The sequence below is a fragment of the Enterobacter sp. TCD1-1 genome (assembly GCF_020567405.1).
GTDB classification, from domain to species: domain Bacteria; phylum Pseudomonadota; class Gammaproteobacteria; order Enterobacterales; family Enterobacteriaceae; genus Enterobacter; species Enterobacter quasiroggenkampii.
Genome location: NZ_JAJCXF010000001.1, coordinates 1,334,300 through 1,350,437 on the forward strand (window position 1 = coordinate 1,334,300; position 16,138 = coordinate 1,350,437).

The window sequence follows — 16,138 nt, forward strand, 5'->3', positions numbered from 1 at the left end:
CGTTAACCCGGAGATTATGAAGACACATCCACAGTACGAACCCTGGCTGCAGGGCATGCTCATCATCGCGAAGCACTACCGGCTGGACTTTTCGGTGGAGCACGTTCGGGTCACGATTAACCATGAAAGCCAGTCGCCGCGCCAGCTGGTGCTGGAGGAGATGGCGCGCCAGCTTGGGCTGGGGATGCGTGTGGTGGCGGCGGAAGCGGTCTCCCTCGATCCGTGGCGTCTGCCGCTGCTGGCAGAATTCACCAGCGGGCAGATTGCGGTGATCAACCGCATGGACAACGAAGGCAACGTCAGCCTGCAGTTCAGCGGCGACGGCGGCCTGGAGACGACGCTGACGCGCGAGGCGCTCGGGTCGCGGTTAAAGGGCCTGATGGTGCTGCGCCCGCTCGAGTCCACGCCGGATGCCCGCGTGGATGACTACATCAAACCGTATGAGAAAAACTGGTTCTGGCAGCTGGCGCTGAAGGACTGGCGACGCTACAGCGACATTATGCTGGTGGCGCTGGTCGCCAACGTGCTGGCGCTTTCCGGCATGGTCTTCTCCATGCAGGTCTACGACAGGGTGGTACCGTCGCAGTCAGAAGCCACGCTGTGGGTGCTGTTTGGCGGCGTGATGATTGCCATCGTGTTCGAATTCATCATGCGCATGCTGCGTGTGCACATTTCTGACGTGGTGGGGAAGCGCGCCGATCTGCGCATCTCTGAACGCGTCTTTGCCCACGCGCTGCGGATTAAAAACGGTGCGCGCTCGAAATCAACCGGATCGTTTATCGCGCAGATCCGCGAGCTGGAGTCGGTGCGCGAGCTGATCACCTCGACGACCATTGCGGCCCTTTCCGATCTGCCGTTCTTCCTGCTGTTCGTCTTCATTCTGTGGATGATTGGCGGTCCGCTGGTGCTGGTGGTCCTGCTCGCCGTGCCGCTGCTGCTTATTCCGGGGCTGCTGGTGCAGCGCCCGCTGGGGAAACTCTCCAGCGAAGGGATGCGTGAATCCGCCATTCGTAACGCCACGCTGGTGGAAGCGGTGCAGGGCATTGAAGACATCAAGCTGATGCGCGCCGAGCAGCGTTTCCAGAATCAGTGGAATAACACCAACGACGTCGCCGCCAGCGTCGGCATGAAGCAGCGCTGGCTGACGGGCCTGCTGCTTACCTGGACCCAGGAGGTGCAGTCCATTGTTTACGCGGTAGTGCTGTTGGTGGGCTGCTATCTGGTCATCAGCGGCGACATGACCACCGGTGCGCTGGTGGGTACCTCGATTCTGGCGTCGCGGACCATTGCGCCGCTGTCACAGATCTCAGGCGTGCTCTCGCGCTGGCAGTCGGCAAAAGTGGCCCGTAAGGGGCTGGACGACCTGATGCAGCGGCCGATTGACGATCCGCAGCACGGCAAGAAGGTGCATAAAGCCCACCTGCGCGGCGACTATGCGCTTGAGGACGTGGGGTTTTACTACGACGAGGAAGAGAAACTCACCGTGCTCAACATCAGCAAGCTGCAGCTCCGCGCCGGAGAACGCGTGGCGGTGCTCGGGCGCAATGGCTCCGGCAAAAGCACGCTGTTACAGCTTCTGGCGGGCATGCAGGAGCCGCAGCAGGGCAGCATTCTGCTGGACGATATTGCCCTTAATCATCTTGATCCGGCCGACGTGCGTCGCGACATGCAGCTGCTGAGCCAGCAGGCCCGTCTGTTCTTTGGCTCCGTGCGGGACAACATCCTGATGGGTAACCCGCTGGCGACCGACGATGAGATTCACCAGGCGCTGGTCAACAGCGGCGCGCTGGAGTTTGTGCGCAAACAGAAAATGGGGCTGAACACTATCATCAACGAGGGCGGAACGGGCCTCTCGGGCGGACAGCGTCAGGCGCTGCTGCTGGCGCGCGCCCTGATCACCTCGCCGACTATTCTGCTGCTGGACGAGCCTACCGCCTGGCTGGACGAAATGAGCGAGAAGCAGTTTATTCAGCATCTTCACACATGGCTGGGTAAGCGCCGTACGCTGGTGGTGGCGACGCATCGCCTGCCGATTCTGGACCTGGTCGACCGCATCATCGTGCTGGAAAACGGCAAGGTGGTGATGGACGGCCCGCGCGACGCCATCCTGCACCAGCATGGTATGGCGCCGCAAAAGACAGCACAGCGCACCGTGACCATGAAACCGGCGGCGGTTGCAGAGGAGGGCGCGGCATGAATGATTTCTCCCGTTTTAATAGCCGACTGAAGGAGCCTCGCCTTCCGCGCTCTACCCTGGTGGCATGGTCCCTGTTCGCCCTGCTGGTGGTGTTTATCGCCTGGGCGAGCCTGTTCCATCTTGATGAGGTGACGACAGGCAGCGGCAAGGTGATACCGTCTTCGCATGAGCAGGTCATCCAGTCCCTGGAAGGCGGCATTATCCACAGCCTGATGGTGCGCGAAGGCGACATCGTCGAGCGCGGCCAGCAGCTCGCGCAGCTTGATCGGACAAAAACCGAGTCGAGCGTGCTGGAGAGCGAGTCGCGTCTGAATGCCGCGCTGGCCACGGCGGCACGCCTGAAGGCTGAAGTTAACGACACGGAGCTGACGTTTCCCGAGGAGCTGGATGACGACGTTGAGCTGGTTAAGCAGGAAACGGCGCTCTATCAGTCCCGTCGCGAGAGCCTTGAAAAAGGGCTGGCGGGTTTACGTCAGGGTGCCGAGCTGGTGCAGCGCGAGCTGTCGTTGACCCGTCCGCTGGTGACCCAGGGGGCGGCCAGCAAGGTGGAGGTGCTGCGTCTTGAGCGTCAAAAAAATGAGCTTGAGAATAAAATCACCGAGATGAAAAACCAGTATTACGTCCGCGCCCGCGAAGAGCTGGCGAAAGCCAATGCGGAGATTGAAGCCCAGCGTTCGGTGATGAAGGGTCGGGAAGACTCCCTGACCCGACTGACCTTCAATGCGCCGGTTCGCGGGATCGTGAAGGATATTGACGTCACGACCGTGGGCGGCGTCATCCCGCCGAACGGCAAGCTGATGAGTCTGGTTCCGCTTGACGATCAGATGGTGGTAGAAGCGAAAATTTCGCCGCGCGATGTGGCGTTTATCCATCCCGGCCAGAAGGCGCTGGTGAAAGTGACGGCCTATGACTACTCCATTTACGGTGGGCTGGAAGGGGAAGTGACCATGATTTCGCCGGACACCCTGCAGGATGAGGTGAAAAGAGATGTTTATTACTATCGCGTCTATATTCGTACCGACAGTAACCATCTGACCAATAAGCAAGGTCAGGAATTTCCGGTCTTTCCGGGCATGATTGCCACCGTTGATATTAAAACCGGCAGCAAAACTATTCTGGATTATCTGTTGAAACCGCTGAACAAGGCAAAAGAGGCGCTGCGGGAAAGATAAGTGAACGGCGTTCGGAACACCGAACGCCTGGTGGATTATACGGTTGACGTCACGTTGTGAACGTGGCGTCGCTCTTTAGGAACAACGTTGATGTAATGCGTAACATACGCAAAATATAACCCGGCATAATTTTCGACGAGTTCGATAAACGCCGGATAGACCGATAGCCGACCATCACCCCGATCTTTCAGATAGCCTACCTCCTGAGCCGATTTGATAATCCGGTTGACGTGGATACGCGATACAAAAAATTCTTTTGCGAGCGTGCTGGCTGAATAGTCGATGACGGCACCATGGGCAGATTTATTTTTCATAGCCTGCAGATAAAGATAAAGCATAATCATACGTCCACCATCTTTATCGATAAACAATCCCACTTCAGGCAACACCTTTCTGAACGTTAATCCCCGAAAAAGATATTCTGCCGCGCGGCGGAAGAAATTATTTCTCAAAATATCATTATCCAGCAGGTTCACGTTAATATTGAATGTTGGGTAAAGAATACTGACGGGCAAAAAAGCGCCGGACATATATCGCTTAAGTTCATTCAGACCTTTTTCGGTTGGCGCGATTCTCGTTTTGCGTCTGTCTTCCGTACAGCGCCAGGTCTTGATGCGCCCGGTGGTTCTGAGTATCGTGATGATCGCAATAACGCTGTTAGGGCTGGCTATCTTATAGCGAGAACATAACTCTTTAATTTCTGAGACTGACTCGGCCTGATTTCCAAAAATAAAACAACACATGGAGAGGATAATGTTGAACCGTGATTCCTGTAGCATTGTCTTGTAGAACAAAGGTTGTTTTTTGTAGATGGTGTCGTTAATTGTGTAGTGCTCTAATATTGCCTCACCGAATCGTGGATTGCTCTTTATGACATCCCTTCGATGTAGCAAGGCCCTGGATGAGATATGATTATCCATAGCATTTTTCTCGTATTTGAATGAGCCGATAGATGAAGTATCCAGTCTTCTTTTTCGGAATTTTCATTATACCCTGAGAATAAAACATTTGCCGTGGTTATTTGAAAAGAAAAGTATATTTAAACGCGGGTGATTAACGCAAAGATGTTCCGGTGAATTAGGCTGATAACAGTTTCTTAACCCTGGGTGCTGCTGTAAAATTATACTTCGCAACAGATGCAATAAATTTTACGCATACTCAAATGGAAATGGCGCTTTGGTGCCCAGGAGCAGGTTATGACCCACAAAATTTCTCTCAGAAATGGGGCGTGCGATGAACATAAGTTTGTCATCTCAGCCTGCGGTTTCACATTCCAGGGATATTGTTCGATCCTTAATAAATACGGAATCCATGCTTCCCGGATCCACTTTAACGGAGATGAGGCATCTCAACAGGATATTGAAAATATCCTTAAAAATCAGGATGCCCATATCGTGGTGTTCCTCGGGAAAGGTGTGGTCAACCTCCTGGAAAGCCTGAAGCGACTGTCATCCATACTCAATGCACTCCCCGTCATTCGGCACGTCACCCTGTATGGTGATATTCCCGATGGCTGGCTGTACCGCACGCTGGGCAGTCTTTTAAATAACCGCTATCAACTATCATTGATTCGCGTAGCCAGCGTTTCTGATGTAATCGCCTGTTTTCATACCCATTACAAAAGTTTTAAAGACCGCTCTCGCGCATTACGCGAACGCTACATGGATATTTCCTCGCAAGAAAATCTCAAGTGGTTAACACGAAGAGAAATTGACGTATTATTAAGTTTCTACCGCGGAATGTCCGTAAAAGAAATGTGCGATAGAATGGGGTTGTCGAATAAAACGGTGTATACCCACCGTAAGGAAGGTGTGCTTAAATTACACTTAATTAAGCGTTGGCTACACGATCCGCATAATTTTAAAGCAGAAATGCCTGCTAAACACCCACGTCAAAAAACGGGGCTCACGGAGAAGGAAACCGACATTTTTAATGCCCTACGAAATCGCGAAATATTTCCGGCATATCAGATCATTACCGATCGGGATAAAAAAGGTGTTGGGTTTGAAATCCTTATTCGCTGGAATAAAAACGGTAAAATTGTCAAACCTGCCAGTTTTTTAACGGATATTACCAATCATGAGATATGGCTGCAAATTACGGCGTTGGTCATCCATGCTGCCGTCTCAGGTATTAATAAGTATAACGGGAAATATTATTTTTCTGTGAATATCCCGCCTCGTCTGGCTTCCGGAAATGCCTTGCCTGATATGGCACGAAAGGCCATCGATATGCTGCTTAAACCGCAGTGGGCGGAAAAGCTGGTCTTTGAGTTTGCAGAGGATATTGACGTGACGAAGGATAAAAGGATCCCTGAAACCATGCGGCATTTACGCAAAACGGGGTGTCGTTTATTTCTGGATGACTGCTTTTCTAACCATCAAACCATGTTCCCGGTACGCCAGGTCCATTTCGATGGACTCAAGCTGGATCGGGACATCGTCGATCACTTTGTGGCAAATGACAATGACTACAATTTAATAAAAGCGATTCAGATTTATAGCGACATGACCGGCACTGACTGTATTGCAGAAGGGGTTGATAGCGAAGAAAAGTTCGAGAAACTCGTCGCGCTGGGCGTTAAAAATTTTCAGGGATATTATCTTTCACGTGCCGTGAAAGAGGATGAGTTAGACCGCATGGTACGGTTATTTAGCTGATGAGAAAAATAAAGCCCCGAAGGGCTCTGATTTATTTTCGACCCAGCAACAGGCCGAGAACAATACCGACAGCACCCGCGGCGATGAGGCCGGTGAGGGGATTATTTCTGACCGCTTCTGTGACGTCGGAAACGGCATCGCTGGCCTGAGCGGCGTATTTTTTCGCGGCACCTTTAACCTGATGTTTTGGTGAATCGACGAATTCACCAAACTGCTGCTGCGCTGAACCTGCAAGTTCATCAAATTTATTTTTTGCCTTGTCTTCAGCAAACTGGGTGTTTTTATCAGTACCGATATCAGACATTTTTGCCTCCTTTTGTTGATAGTTAAAGGATAGCCGCTCTTTGCGGATGTGGGAGACGCAAGGCTAAATTCGGCACCTGACAGGGCGGTTTTCGGATATATCTCTATACCGGGAACCCGTTATTTCTCATTGTCATCCTGACCGTAATACAGCTTCCCGATGCGGATCAGCGGGCGACCCTGAGACTTACGGTGCAGGTTACTGTCCCTCAGCGAATAAACGCACCCGCAATATTCCTGCTGGTAAAACTGTTCCCGCTTGCTGATCTCAATCATGCGTGAGGAGCCTCCCTGTTTGCGCCAGTTATAGTCCCAGTAAACCATACCCGGATAGCGCGCGGCCGCACGCTGGCCGCAGTCGTTTATCTGCTGCATGTTCTTCCAGCGGGAGATCCCCAGCGAGCTGCTGATGACGCTGAATCCATTTTCTGCCGCATAGAGCGCCGTGCGCTCGAAACGCATATCGAAGCACATGGTGCAGCGGACGCCGCGCTCGGGTTCCCATTCCATGCCTTTCGCGCGCTCAAACCAGTTATCGGTGTCGTAATCGGCATCAACAAACGGCACGCCGTGCTTTTCCGCAAAGCGAATATTCTCCTCCTTACGAATGAGGTATTCCTTTTGCGGATGGATATTGGGGTTATAGAAGAAAATGGTGTACTCAATGCCCGACGCCTGGATAGCCTCCATCACTTCACCCGAGCAGGGGGCGCAGCAGGAGTGAAGCAGCAGCTTGTCGGCACCGTCTGGCAGGGTAAGTTGTGGGCGAATAAAAGGGGCTGTCGTCATGGCATTCTGCACTATGTTGATGAAATTTATGGAAGGGTAGCATAAATTCAGAATCTGTTGAGACGGGATCGACGCAGGAAAGCGCGATCCCGCGGGGCGGGATCTTCTCGGGTAGCGCGTGCCGCTATTCGGCAAAGTTCAGCAGCGCTTCACCATCCAGACGGTAGCGTACCCACTCGGGCTGCGGCAGTGCGCCAATGCTCAGGTAAAAGTCGATGGCGGGCTGGTTCCAGTCCAGCACGCTCCATTCAAGACGACCGCACTGTCGTTTTACCGCCAGCTGCGCGATATGTTTCAGCAGTGCTCTGCCTGCACCTTTCCCGCGATACGCCGGAGAAACGTACAGGTCTTCCATATAAATCCCGTTGCGTCCGAGCCAGGTCGAATAGCTGGTGAAGAACACGGCATAGCCGGCGATCTTGCCTTCACACTCCGCGATCAATGCCTCGGTTTTAGTACCTGCGCCAAAGAGCGTTTCCCGGATCTCCTCCGGCGTGGTAACCACTTCTTCCGGGGCTTTTTCATACACCGCCAGCTCGTAAATCATGGCGTAAATGGCCGCCGCATCTTCGGGACGGGCCTGACGAAGGGTGATGCTCATTGTTTTTCCTGCTTTTTAGCGTGTGTCCTGATTGATGGCATTAAGCATACGGCGTATTGTTCGAAGAATTAAGTGCAATGAAATCAACATATGATGAATATTATGCATCCGATACTGAGACGGCTTGATTTAAACCTGCTGCCCGTTTTCGACGCGATATACCGCCACCGTTCCGTTCGGCTGGCCGCTGACGAGCTGGCGATGAGCACATCCGCGCTCAGCCATGCGCTGTCGCGCCTGCGCGCCACCCTGAATGACCCGCTGTTTTTTCGTGAAGGGCACCGCATGTCCCCCAGCGTGTATGCCTCTCAGCTTGCGCCTTCGATTGCTTCCGCACTGTCGTTCCTGAATCATGAGCTGACCCCGCAGCCGGAGTTTGATGCAGCCAGCAGTACGGAGAGCTTGCAGATTGCGATAACGGACTTTACCGCGCTTTGCATTTTTCCGGCTCTGATACACAGGCTGCAGCTTACAGCCCCGGGTTTACGCTTTGAATTGCGCTATCTGCCGCACAGCCCGGCTTTGACGGAACTGCTGGCGGGCGAGGTGGATCTGGCGCTGGGCTTCAGCACGCCGGAGGATATCCGTCATCCGGAACTGGAAGAGATCGGCTGGTTTGAAGATGAGTATGTGGTCATCAGCAACGCAAGCCGGACCCGGCTGACGCTGGAGGATTATCTCGCGGCCCGGCACCTGGTGGTGACGCCGTGGAATGAGAGGCAGGGCGTTCTGGACGTGCGGCTTGAGCAATTGGGCTATACCCGACAAATCGCGATCAAAACGCCGTCGATGCTCAGCGCGCCGTTTATCGTAGCGGAAAGTGACCTGCTGATGGCGATCCCCCGCTATGCCGCGGAGAAGCTGATTAAGACAGCGGATCTCCGGATTTTTGCGTTACCGTTTCCGATACGCACGTTTGAAGTGAAAATTTACTCGCATAAACGCAGCGGCCAGCGGGGCGCGACCCGCTGGCTGAAGGAGGAACTGCAGATGATGGCGCAGGCTGTCAGGGGACGGTAGGCTATTTGTTAGCGGACAGCCCAGCCCGCGCTTTAATATAGAGCAGAGCGAGTCTGTCCATAGAAGCTTAGGTCCTGAAGATTTTATTCATCCAGTAACGGTTTTCGATTATCTTTCGCTGGCTCTGGCTTGAGTTTTTCAACGGGAATACTGCACATGCTTTCCGCTATTATCCCAAAAAGAGAGTCTTTCGGGTAACTTTCCCATTGTCCCACATCCTGTGTCACATGTACGACATCGCCTTCCGCGAACGGTTTCGAAAAATAGGTTCGCGCCATAACGGCACGCTGGTTTTTGTCGCAGTTAATCACGTCGATTGCCCGTGAGCTCGCTATGTAGACGGGAGGATTTTTTATAATGAGTGTCTGCTCGGCGTAGTTATTGATGAAATAAAAGCGGCGTAAGTGATCGTTACCCTGATAAGTTGAAATCACCCGAAAATCGATATACGAAGCAATTCTTTTATCTTCAAGGATTTTTATGACGCCTGCCGGTGGCTTGGGGGTAGACTGGGGCTGGGGTTTACTTGTCCCGGTACAACCTGTCAGCATAAGTAATACCAGCCATGTTAGCTTTTTCATTTCGCATCCCCTGCGGATAAATCAGGCCGTAATGTCGTCAGCATATCAGGCGTTACATTTCCCTGAACGGTACAGAGCAATAATGTCCCGTCTTTACCTTTGCTGAGCATTAACAGCTTTTCAGTACTTTCTTTTGCCGGAGCAATACCTGTCACCGCCTGCGCGTTGTCTTCCCACTCACTGTTTGGGTTGATTTTAATCATCGTCTGAGAAACATAATCGTCTCCCGCCTTTTTCCAGGACAAATGATCAAGTCTGGACATCACTTCTTCTTGCGACTCTTTGAAAATGAGTCCCCAGTAATAGTACTTACCGTAATTGATTTCATCGAGATTGCTGGTTTGCAGGTAATATCCCGACACCGTCAGATTTAATTCATGCAGCGGTTGAGCAAACCAGATGGTGCGATTGCCGTCTTCAGGGGCTTTGAACCAGGCCTGCGAATGCTTGTTGAGCGTTAAGGGGGCTACGCGGCTGAGTTTGGCTCGCTGATGATAAATCTCGTTGAAAAAGGTTGAGTCGCAGCGGGTCAACGTTTGTGTCAACGTGCTGGCGTGAACCGCGGGTGTGGCTACAGCCATACCTGCTATGAGTCCAATGGAGGAGATGAGTTTACGCATGTAATATCCCTATATTAAAAAAAGACCCTATTTTTATCGGCTTATCAGGATGAGACTTTACGCTTTTTTATTTGCTTCGTTATCTGGCGTATTCAATGCCTCCCCCGAGTTTTGTACAAAACCTCAACCCTCTAATCTTTAGGTTTACACAGCGGTAACAAAATAGGTACCATACCCCCCTATAGTATTAGGAGGGCGTATGCCGCATTCACCCGAAGATAAAAAACGTATTCTTACCCGCGTCCGTCGCATTCGGGGCCAGGTTGATGCCCTTGAACGCGCGCTGGAGTCGGGCGACCCCTGCCTGGCTATCCTGCAGCAAATTGCCGCCGTGCGCGGGGCTGCCAATGGCCTGATGGGCGAAATGGTTGAAATTCACCTCAAAGATGAGCTGGTAGCGGGGGACACCACGCCGGATCAGCGAGCCGTACGCATGGCGGAAGTCGGCCATTTACTGCGCTCTTATCTAAAATAAATCCACATACCTGACAAAAAAGGGAAGGCATATGAAATCTCGCGCTGCAGTTGCATTTGGCCCCGGCCAGCCGCTCAAAATCGTTGAAATTGACGTGGCACCGCCGAAGAAAGGCGAAGTGCTGATCAAAATCACCCATACCGGCGTGTGCCATACCGATGCGTTTACCCTCTCGGGCGATGACCCGGAAGGCGTCTTCCCGGCAGTGCTCGGTCATGAAGGCGGCGGGATTGTGGTGGAAGTGGGCGAAGGCGTGACCAGCCTGAAGCCGGGCGATCACGTAATCCCGCTGTACACCGCGGAATGCGGCGAATGCAAGTTCTGTAAATCCGGCAAAACTAACCTCTGCCAGGCGGTTCGAGCCACCCAGGGGAAAGGGCTGATGCCGGACGGGACGACCCGTTTCTCTTACAACGGCGAGCCGGTTTATCACTACATGGGCACCAGCACCTTCAGCGAATACACCGTTTGCGCGGAGATCTCGCTGGCGAAGGTGAACCCGCAGGCGCCGCTGGACAAAGTCTGCCTGCTGGGCTGCGGCGTGACCACCGGTATTGGCGCGGTGCATAACACGGCAAAAGTCAAAGAGGGCGATACCGTGGCGGTGTTCGGTCTTGGCGGCATTGGTCTGGCGGTGATTCAGGGCGCGGTGCAGGCGAAGGCTGGACGTATCATCGCGGTCGACACTAACCCGGAGAAATTCAGGCTGGCGGGTGAAATGGGCGCGACCGATTTCGTGAACCCGAAAGATCACGAGAAGCCGATTCAGGACGTTATCGTTGAGATGACCGACGGCGGCGTGGACTTCAGCTTTGAGTGTATCGGCAACGTGAACGTGATGCGTTCCGCACTGGAGTGCTGCCACAAAGGCTGGGGCGAGAGCATCATCATTGGTGTGGCCGGTGCGGGTCAGGAGATTAAAACCCGTCCATTCCAGCTGGTCACCGGGCGCGTATGGCGCGGTTCCGCGTTTGGCGGCGTGAAGGGGCGTACCCAGCTTCCGGGTATGGTTGAAGATGCCATGGTCGGCAAGATTCAGCTCGATCCGTTCATTACCCATCGCTTACCGCTGGAGCAGATCAACGAGGCGTTTGATCTGATGCACGAAGGAAAATCCATCCGTACCGTTATCCATTTCGGCGACAAGTAACTCTTCTGCCAGCGGTTTTTCGCCGCTGGCGTTTCTTTAATAATCTTCTCTAAAGTGTGACCAGTGCGGCGTTTTTAGCCGTAATCTTAATCTCTGCCGTGCCGATGACTATTTAACAGGCGTGTTTTTACGCATCTTACCTACAAGAGAGTCGACGGTCATGGACAACACTACTTCGATGCTGGCGCAGCGCAAGCTGAGCTTCTTGCATCACATCAGGCTGGTTCCGCTGTTTTCCTCCATTCTCGGTGGCATTATTCTTCTGTTTGCCTTGAGTTCGGGTCTTGCGGGTTATTTCCTGCTGCAGGCCGATAACGATCAGCAGGATGTCACAGCTGAAATTCAGGTGCGTATGGGGCTGTCGAACAGCTCAAACCATCTGCGAACCGCGCGTATCAATCTGATCCACGCCGGTGCGGCAAGCCGTATCGCGGAGATGGACGCCATGAAGCAGAACATCAGCGAGGCGGAAACACGCATTAAGCAGTCCCAGGAGAGCTTTACCGCCTACATGAATCGTGCCGTGCGCACCGCCGAGGGCGCAGCGCTGGACGCGGATCTCAAGGCGCGTTACGACGCCTATATCGCTGGCATGCAGCCGATGGTCAAATTCGCCAAAAACGGCATGTTCGAAGCGATCATCAATCACGAAAACGAAACGGCGCGTCCGCTGGATGACGCTTATAACGCCGTACTCCTGAAGGCGATTAAGATCCGTACCGACCGTGCCAATGCGCTGACGGCGCAGGCGCACAGCCGCACGCAGCTGGGCCTGATGTTTATGGTGGGCGCGTTTGCGCTGGCGCTGGTGCTGACGGCGATGACCTTTGTCGTGCTGCGCCGCACGGTAATCAATCCGCTGCAGCGTGCAGCGAAACGTATCGAGAATATCGCTAAGGGCGACCTGACGATGCCGGACGACGTGGCGGGGCGCAGCGAAATTGGTCGCCTGACGCGCGATCTGCAAACCATGCAGCACTCGCTTGAAAAAACGGTCGGCACCGTGCGTCAGGGGGCGGAGGAAATCTACCGTGGCACCAGCGAAATTTCTGCCGGTAACACCGATCTCTCTTCCCGCACCGAGCAGCAGGCTGCCGCCATCGAGCAAACCGCCGCAAGCATGGAACAGCTGACCGCGACGGTGAAGCAGAACGCCGATAACGCCCATCATGCCAGCAAGCTGGCGGAAGACGCTTCCGGCAAAGCCACCCGCGGCGGCCAGATGGTCTCCGGCGTGGTGAAAACCATGGGCAATATCTCCAGCAGCTCGAAGAAGATCTCGGAAATTACCGCCGTGATTAACAGTATTGCCTTCCAGACCAATATCCTGGCGCTTAACGCGGCGGTAGAAGCGGCCCGTGCGGGTGAACAAGGGCGCGGATTTGCCGTGGTGGCAAGTGAAGTGCGCACTCTGGCAAGCCGCAGTGCGAATGCCGCAAAAGAGATCGAAAGCCTGATCAACGAATCGGTATCGCTGATCGACCAGGGCTCCGGCGAGGTTGTTGCCGCCGGTAACACCATGAATGAGATTGTCGACGCGGTGAAACGCGTTACCGACATCATGCTGGAGATCGCCGCGGCGTCCGATGAGCAGAGCCGCGGTATTGTGCAGGTGAGCCAGGCGATTTCTGAGATGGATAAAGTGACCCAGCAGAACGCCTCGCTGGTGGAAGAAGCCTCCGCGGCGGCGGCGTCTCTGGAAGAACAGGGCGCGCGTCTGACCGAGGCGGTTGGCGCGTTTCGGTTGAACAGCGCAAAGCAGGGCCGCGTGGTGACGGCTGCGCCGGTGGCGCAGAACGTACCGTTACGCCCGGCGGCGACGGTTTCCGGGGATAACTGGGAGACGTTCTGAGTGGCGTGTTGCGTCGGGTGGCGCTTCGCTTACCCGACCTACAAAAACTGACCTACAAAAAAGGGACCTTTCGGTCCCTTTTTCACATCTTATTTCTTATCAGGTAATGCGTACGCGATAACGTAATCACCGCGGTCCGGCGACTGACGGGCGCCACCGGCGTTAATGATGATGTACTGCTTACCGGTTTTCGGCGACACGTAGGTCATCGGGCCGGATTGGCTGCCAACCGGCAGGCGGTCTTTCCAGATCTCTTTCCCGGTGGCGGTATCAAACGCGCGCAGGTAGAAATCCTGGGTACCGGCAAAGAACAGCAGACCGGACTGGGTAGAGAGCGACGCGCCCAGGGTCGGCATACCGATCGGGATTGGCATGTGCATGCGAATGCCCAGCGGGCCGGTATCTTCCACCGTGCCGACAGGGACCTGCCACACCAGCTTGCCGGTTTTCAGATCAACGGCTGACATGGTGCCAAACGGCGGCTTCTGGCACGGAATACCCAGCGGTGACAGGAAGCGTTCACGCATCGCGCCGAACGGCGTACCGTCCATTGGAACAATCCCCATCTCGATGCCGCTGGCATTTTTCGCCACGTTCGCGCGCGGCACCATATAGTTTGCCAGACCCAGGCGCATATCGTTGACGAACATCAGGCTGTTGTTCGGGTCAACGGAGACGCTGCCCCAGTTCATCCCGCCGAGTGAGCCAGGGAACTGCAGGGAACGGTCGAGACCCGGAGGGGTGAAGACGCCCTGATGACGCATCTCTTTAAACTGAATGCGGCACAGCAGCAGGTCGACTGGCGTCGCGCCCCACATGTCGGACTCGGTCAGCGTCTGGTTACCAATCATCGGCATGCCAACGGAGTACGGCTGGGTAGGGGAGTAGCGTTCACCTTCAACGTTACCCGCCGGGACAGGGCGTTCCTCTACCTTCGCCACCGGCTTACCGGTATCGCGGTTAAGCATGAAGATCATGCCCTGCTTGCTGGTCTGCACCAGCACCGGCGTGGTGCCGCCCTTACCGTCAGGCAGGTCGTACAGCAGCGGCTGGGAAGGCAGGTCGAAGTCCCACAGGTCGTGGTGGGTGGTCTGGAAATGCCAGCGGACCTGGCCGGTGGCCGCGTCGACGGCGACGATGGAGGAACTGTACTTATCGTCCAGCGCGGTACGCTCGCCCGCCCAGAAGTCTGGCGTGGCGTTGCCGGTTGGCAGGTAGATCAGGTTCAGTTTGGCGTCGTAAGACATCGCAGACCAGACGTTCGGCGTACCGCGGGTGTAGGTCTGGCCTTCTGGCGGCAGGCCGGTCAGGTTCGGATTACCCGGATCCCACGCCCAGGCCAGTTTACCGGTGTGAACGTCGTAGGCGCGCACCACGCCCGGCGGTTCACCGGTAGAGTAGTTATCCGCGACGCGACCGCCGACGACGACAACGTTCCCGGCAACCAACGGCGTGGAGGTTTGCTGATAATATCCGGGCTTGATCTCGCCCATGCCGACGCTCAGATCCACGATGCCATGGTCGCCAAAGTCGTCGCAGACCTTGCCGTTATCCGCGTTGATGGCAATCAGACGGGCATCGGTGGTGGGCAGGAACAGGCGGCGAGGGCATGCCGCTGGCGATGTTCCGGTCTGTGACGCCGTCACGTTTGCATGATCTTCAAAGTAGCCCAGGCCGCGGCAGCGCTGCCAGTTCGGCGCGGTGGCTTTCGAATCATAACGCCATTTTTCTTTACCGGAATCCACATCCAGCGCCAGCACTTTACTGTACGGCGTACAGACATACAGCGTGTCGCCAATCTGCAGAGGGGTGTTCTGATCTTCCGCACCCGAGCCGTTGCTCTGCGGAATATCGCCGGTGTGCGCAACCCACGCGACTTTCAGCGAGCTGACGTTTTGCTTGTTAATCTGGTCCAGCGCGGCGAAACGGTCGCCGTGGGTGGTGTTGCCCCAGTGTTCCCAGTTCTTTTGCTGCTCGCCGGGTGCAACGGGTTTCACCGGAACGGGCTCGTTCGCTGCCACGAGGGTTTGCGGCTTAAACATCCAGCCCAGGCTGACAAGCATGGCGACCGCCAGCAGGGCCGCGACGCCAAAGGCGGGCGCCTTGTTCGGGGCAGTGTGGTTTGCTGCGCGCAGGAAGGGCCAGACGATGGCGCACAGGAACGCCAGCACGGCAAAGGTAAACAGGCGGGAGAAGAGCGGCCAGAAATCCCAGCCTGCATCGCTTACCGCCCAGAACAGCGAGGCAATAAACGCGATGCCGTAAAGCAGGATCCCGCTGGTGCGGTTGAGGAAAATCAGGATCGCGGCAATCACCATTACCACGCCCATTATCAGGAAGTAACTACTTCCGCCTACGGTGGCGAGCTTTAAGCCCAACCCGCCGACGGCCAGACCGATGAGCATCATCAGTCCGGCAAGAAGCCACTGCAGAATACGAGGTATCCCGCGCGGCGCGCTGCCAAATGCCATTTCTGTCTCCTTAGATCCCCCGCCGTGTCGGGTATGTACCAGTTGGGTAATAAATGCGGTGGGATTGATGGTTAATACCGGTGAATTCGTTTCTGTCAAATAATTTGCGAACCATTTGGTGAATTCGCCGCTATGATAAAACTGTTAAATTGTTTTACGCAATTGTTAATGATTTATTCCGCATTATTTGATTAACGCACAGGACAGCCCCCTCGCCCCTGAGGGGAGAGGGTTAGGGGGAGGGGCG

14 protein-coding genes are annotated in these 16,138 nt (G+C 54.8%); 7 read left to right on the forward strand and 7 right to left on the reverse strand.

Going from position 1 to position 16,138, the window contains the following annotated elements; all coding sequences use genetic code 11:
* The first annotated feature begins 16 nt into the window (after positions 1-16).
* Entirely contained in the window at positions 17-2,197 is a 2,181-nt protein-coding gene (locus LJA86_RS06425; RefSeq protein ID WP_229225837.1) for a type I secretion system permease/ATPase, read from the forward strand.
* Positions 2,194-3,369, forward strand: coding sequence for an HlyD family type I secretion periplasmic adaptor subunit (locus tag LJA86_RS06430; protein WP_045910492.1), 1,176 nt, complete (start codon positions 2,194-2,196; stop codon positions 3,367-3,369). The genes LJA86_RS06425 and LJA86_RS06430 overlap by 4 nt, the downstream gene beginning before the upstream one ends.
* 35 nt (positions 3,370-3,404) lie before the next feature.
* Here the strand turns inward: LJA86_RS06430 and LJA86_RS06435 are convergent, their stop codons facing one another.
* Positions 3,405-4,289, reverse strand: coding sequence for a MarR family transcriptional regulator (locus LJA86_RS06435; RefSeq protein ID WP_229225838.1), 885 nt, complete (start codon positions 4,287-4,289; stop codon positions 3,405-3,407).
* Positions 4,290-4,565: 276 nt separating this feature from the next.
* On the opposite strand from LJA86_RS06435, the gene LJA86_RS06440 reads away from it, so the two are divergent.
* Positions 4,566-6,029 carry an EAL domain-containing protein gene (locus LJA86_RS06440; protein WP_229225839.1) on the forward strand — a complete coding sequence of 488 codons (1,464 nt, stop codon included), beginning with the start codon at positions 4,566-4,568 and terminating at the stop codon, positions 6,027-6,029.
* Between the two features lie 31 nt (positions 6,030-6,060).
* Here the strand turns inward: LJA86_RS06440 and LJA86_RS06445 are convergent, their stop codons facing one another.
* From LJA86_RS06445 to LJA86_RS06455, 3 genes are all read right to left on the reverse strand, one after another.
* Positions 6,061-6,333: a DUF883 family protein gene (locus LJA86_RS06445; protein ID WP_045910495.1), complete on the reverse strand. Its 273-nt coding sequence runs from the start codon at positions 6,331-6,333 to the stop codon at positions 6,061-6,063.
* Positions 6,334-6,452: 119 nt separating this feature from the next.
* Positions 6,453-7,121 carry an epoxyqueuosine reductase QueH gene (locus tag LJA86_RS06450; RefSeq protein WP_048030544.1) on the reverse strand — a complete coding sequence of 223 codons (669 nt, stop codon included), beginning with the start codon at positions 7,119-7,121 and terminating at the stop codon, positions 6,453-6,455.
* 124 nt (positions 7,122-7,245) lie between these two features.
* Entirely contained in the window at positions 7,246-7,722 is a 477-nt protein-coding gene (locus tag LJA86_RS06455) for a GNAT family N-acetyltransferase (protein WP_048223127.1), read from the reverse strand.
* Between the two features lie 90 nt (positions 7,723-7,812).
* On the opposite strand from LJA86_RS06455, the gene LJA86_RS06460 reads away from it, so the two are divergent.
* Positions 7,813-8,742, forward strand: a complete 930-nt coding sequence (locus LJA86_RS06460; RefSeq protein ID WP_229225840.1) for a LysR family transcriptional regulator — start codon at positions 7,813-7,815, stop codon at positions 8,740-8,742.
* 83 nt (positions 8,743-8,825) lie between these two features.
* Here the strand turns inward: LJA86_RS06460 and LJA86_RS06465 are convergent, their stop codons facing one another.
* A complete protein-coding gene (locus LJA86_RS06465) occupies positions 8,826-9,323 on the reverse strand; it encodes a surface-adhesin E family protein (protein ID WP_025911200.1) in 498 nt (165 codons plus the stop codon).
* The gene (locus tag LJA86_RS06470) at positions 9,320-9,943 is read right to left on the reverse strand and encodes a hypothetical protein (RefSeq protein WP_229225841.1); all 624 of its coding nucleotides are present in this window, start codon (positions 9,941-9,943) and stop codon (positions 9,320-9,322) included. The genes LJA86_RS06465 and LJA86_RS06470 overlap by 4 nt, the downstream gene beginning before the upstream one ends.
* Positions 9,944-10,142: 199 nt before the next feature.
* On the opposite strand from LJA86_RS06470, the gene LJA86_RS06475 reads away from it, so the two are divergent.
* The 3 genes from LJA86_RS06475 to LJA86_RS06485 all read left to right on the forward strand — a co-directional run bounded on the left by LJA86_RS06475 (position 10,143) and on the right by LJA86_RS06485 (position 13,420).
* Positions 10,143-10,418, forward strand: a complete 276-nt coding sequence (locus tag LJA86_RS06475) for a metal/formaldehyde-sensitive transcriptional repressor (RefSeq protein WP_008502288.1) — start codon at positions 10,143-10,145, stop codon at positions 10,416-10,418.
* A 31-nt stretch (positions 10,419-10,449) separates the two neighbouring features.
* Positions 10,450-11,568: an S-(hydroxymethyl)glutathione dehydrogenase/class III alcohol dehydrogenase gene (locus LJA86_RS06480; RefSeq protein ID WP_021242543.1), complete on the forward strand. Its 1,119-nt coding sequence runs from the start codon at positions 10,450-10,452 to the stop codon at positions 11,566-11,568.
* Between the two features lie 160 nt (positions 11,569-11,728).
* Positions 11,729-13,420: a methyl-accepting chemotaxis protein gene (locus LJA86_RS06485; protein ID WP_045910499.1), complete on the forward strand. Its 1,692-nt coding sequence runs from the start codon at positions 11,729-11,731 to the stop codon at positions 13,418-13,420.
* An 89-nt stretch (positions 13,421-13,509) separates the two neighbouring features.
* On the opposite strand, the gene LJA86_RS06490 is transcribed toward LJA86_RS06485, so the two are convergent.
* A complete protein-coding gene (locus LJA86_RS06490) occupies positions 13,510-15,891 on the reverse strand; it encodes a glucose/quinate/shikimate family membrane-bound PQQ-dependent dehydrogenase (RefSeq protein ID WP_229225842.1) in 2,382 nt (793 codons plus the stop codon).
* Between the last annotated feature and the right edge of the window lie 247 nt (positions 15,892-16,138).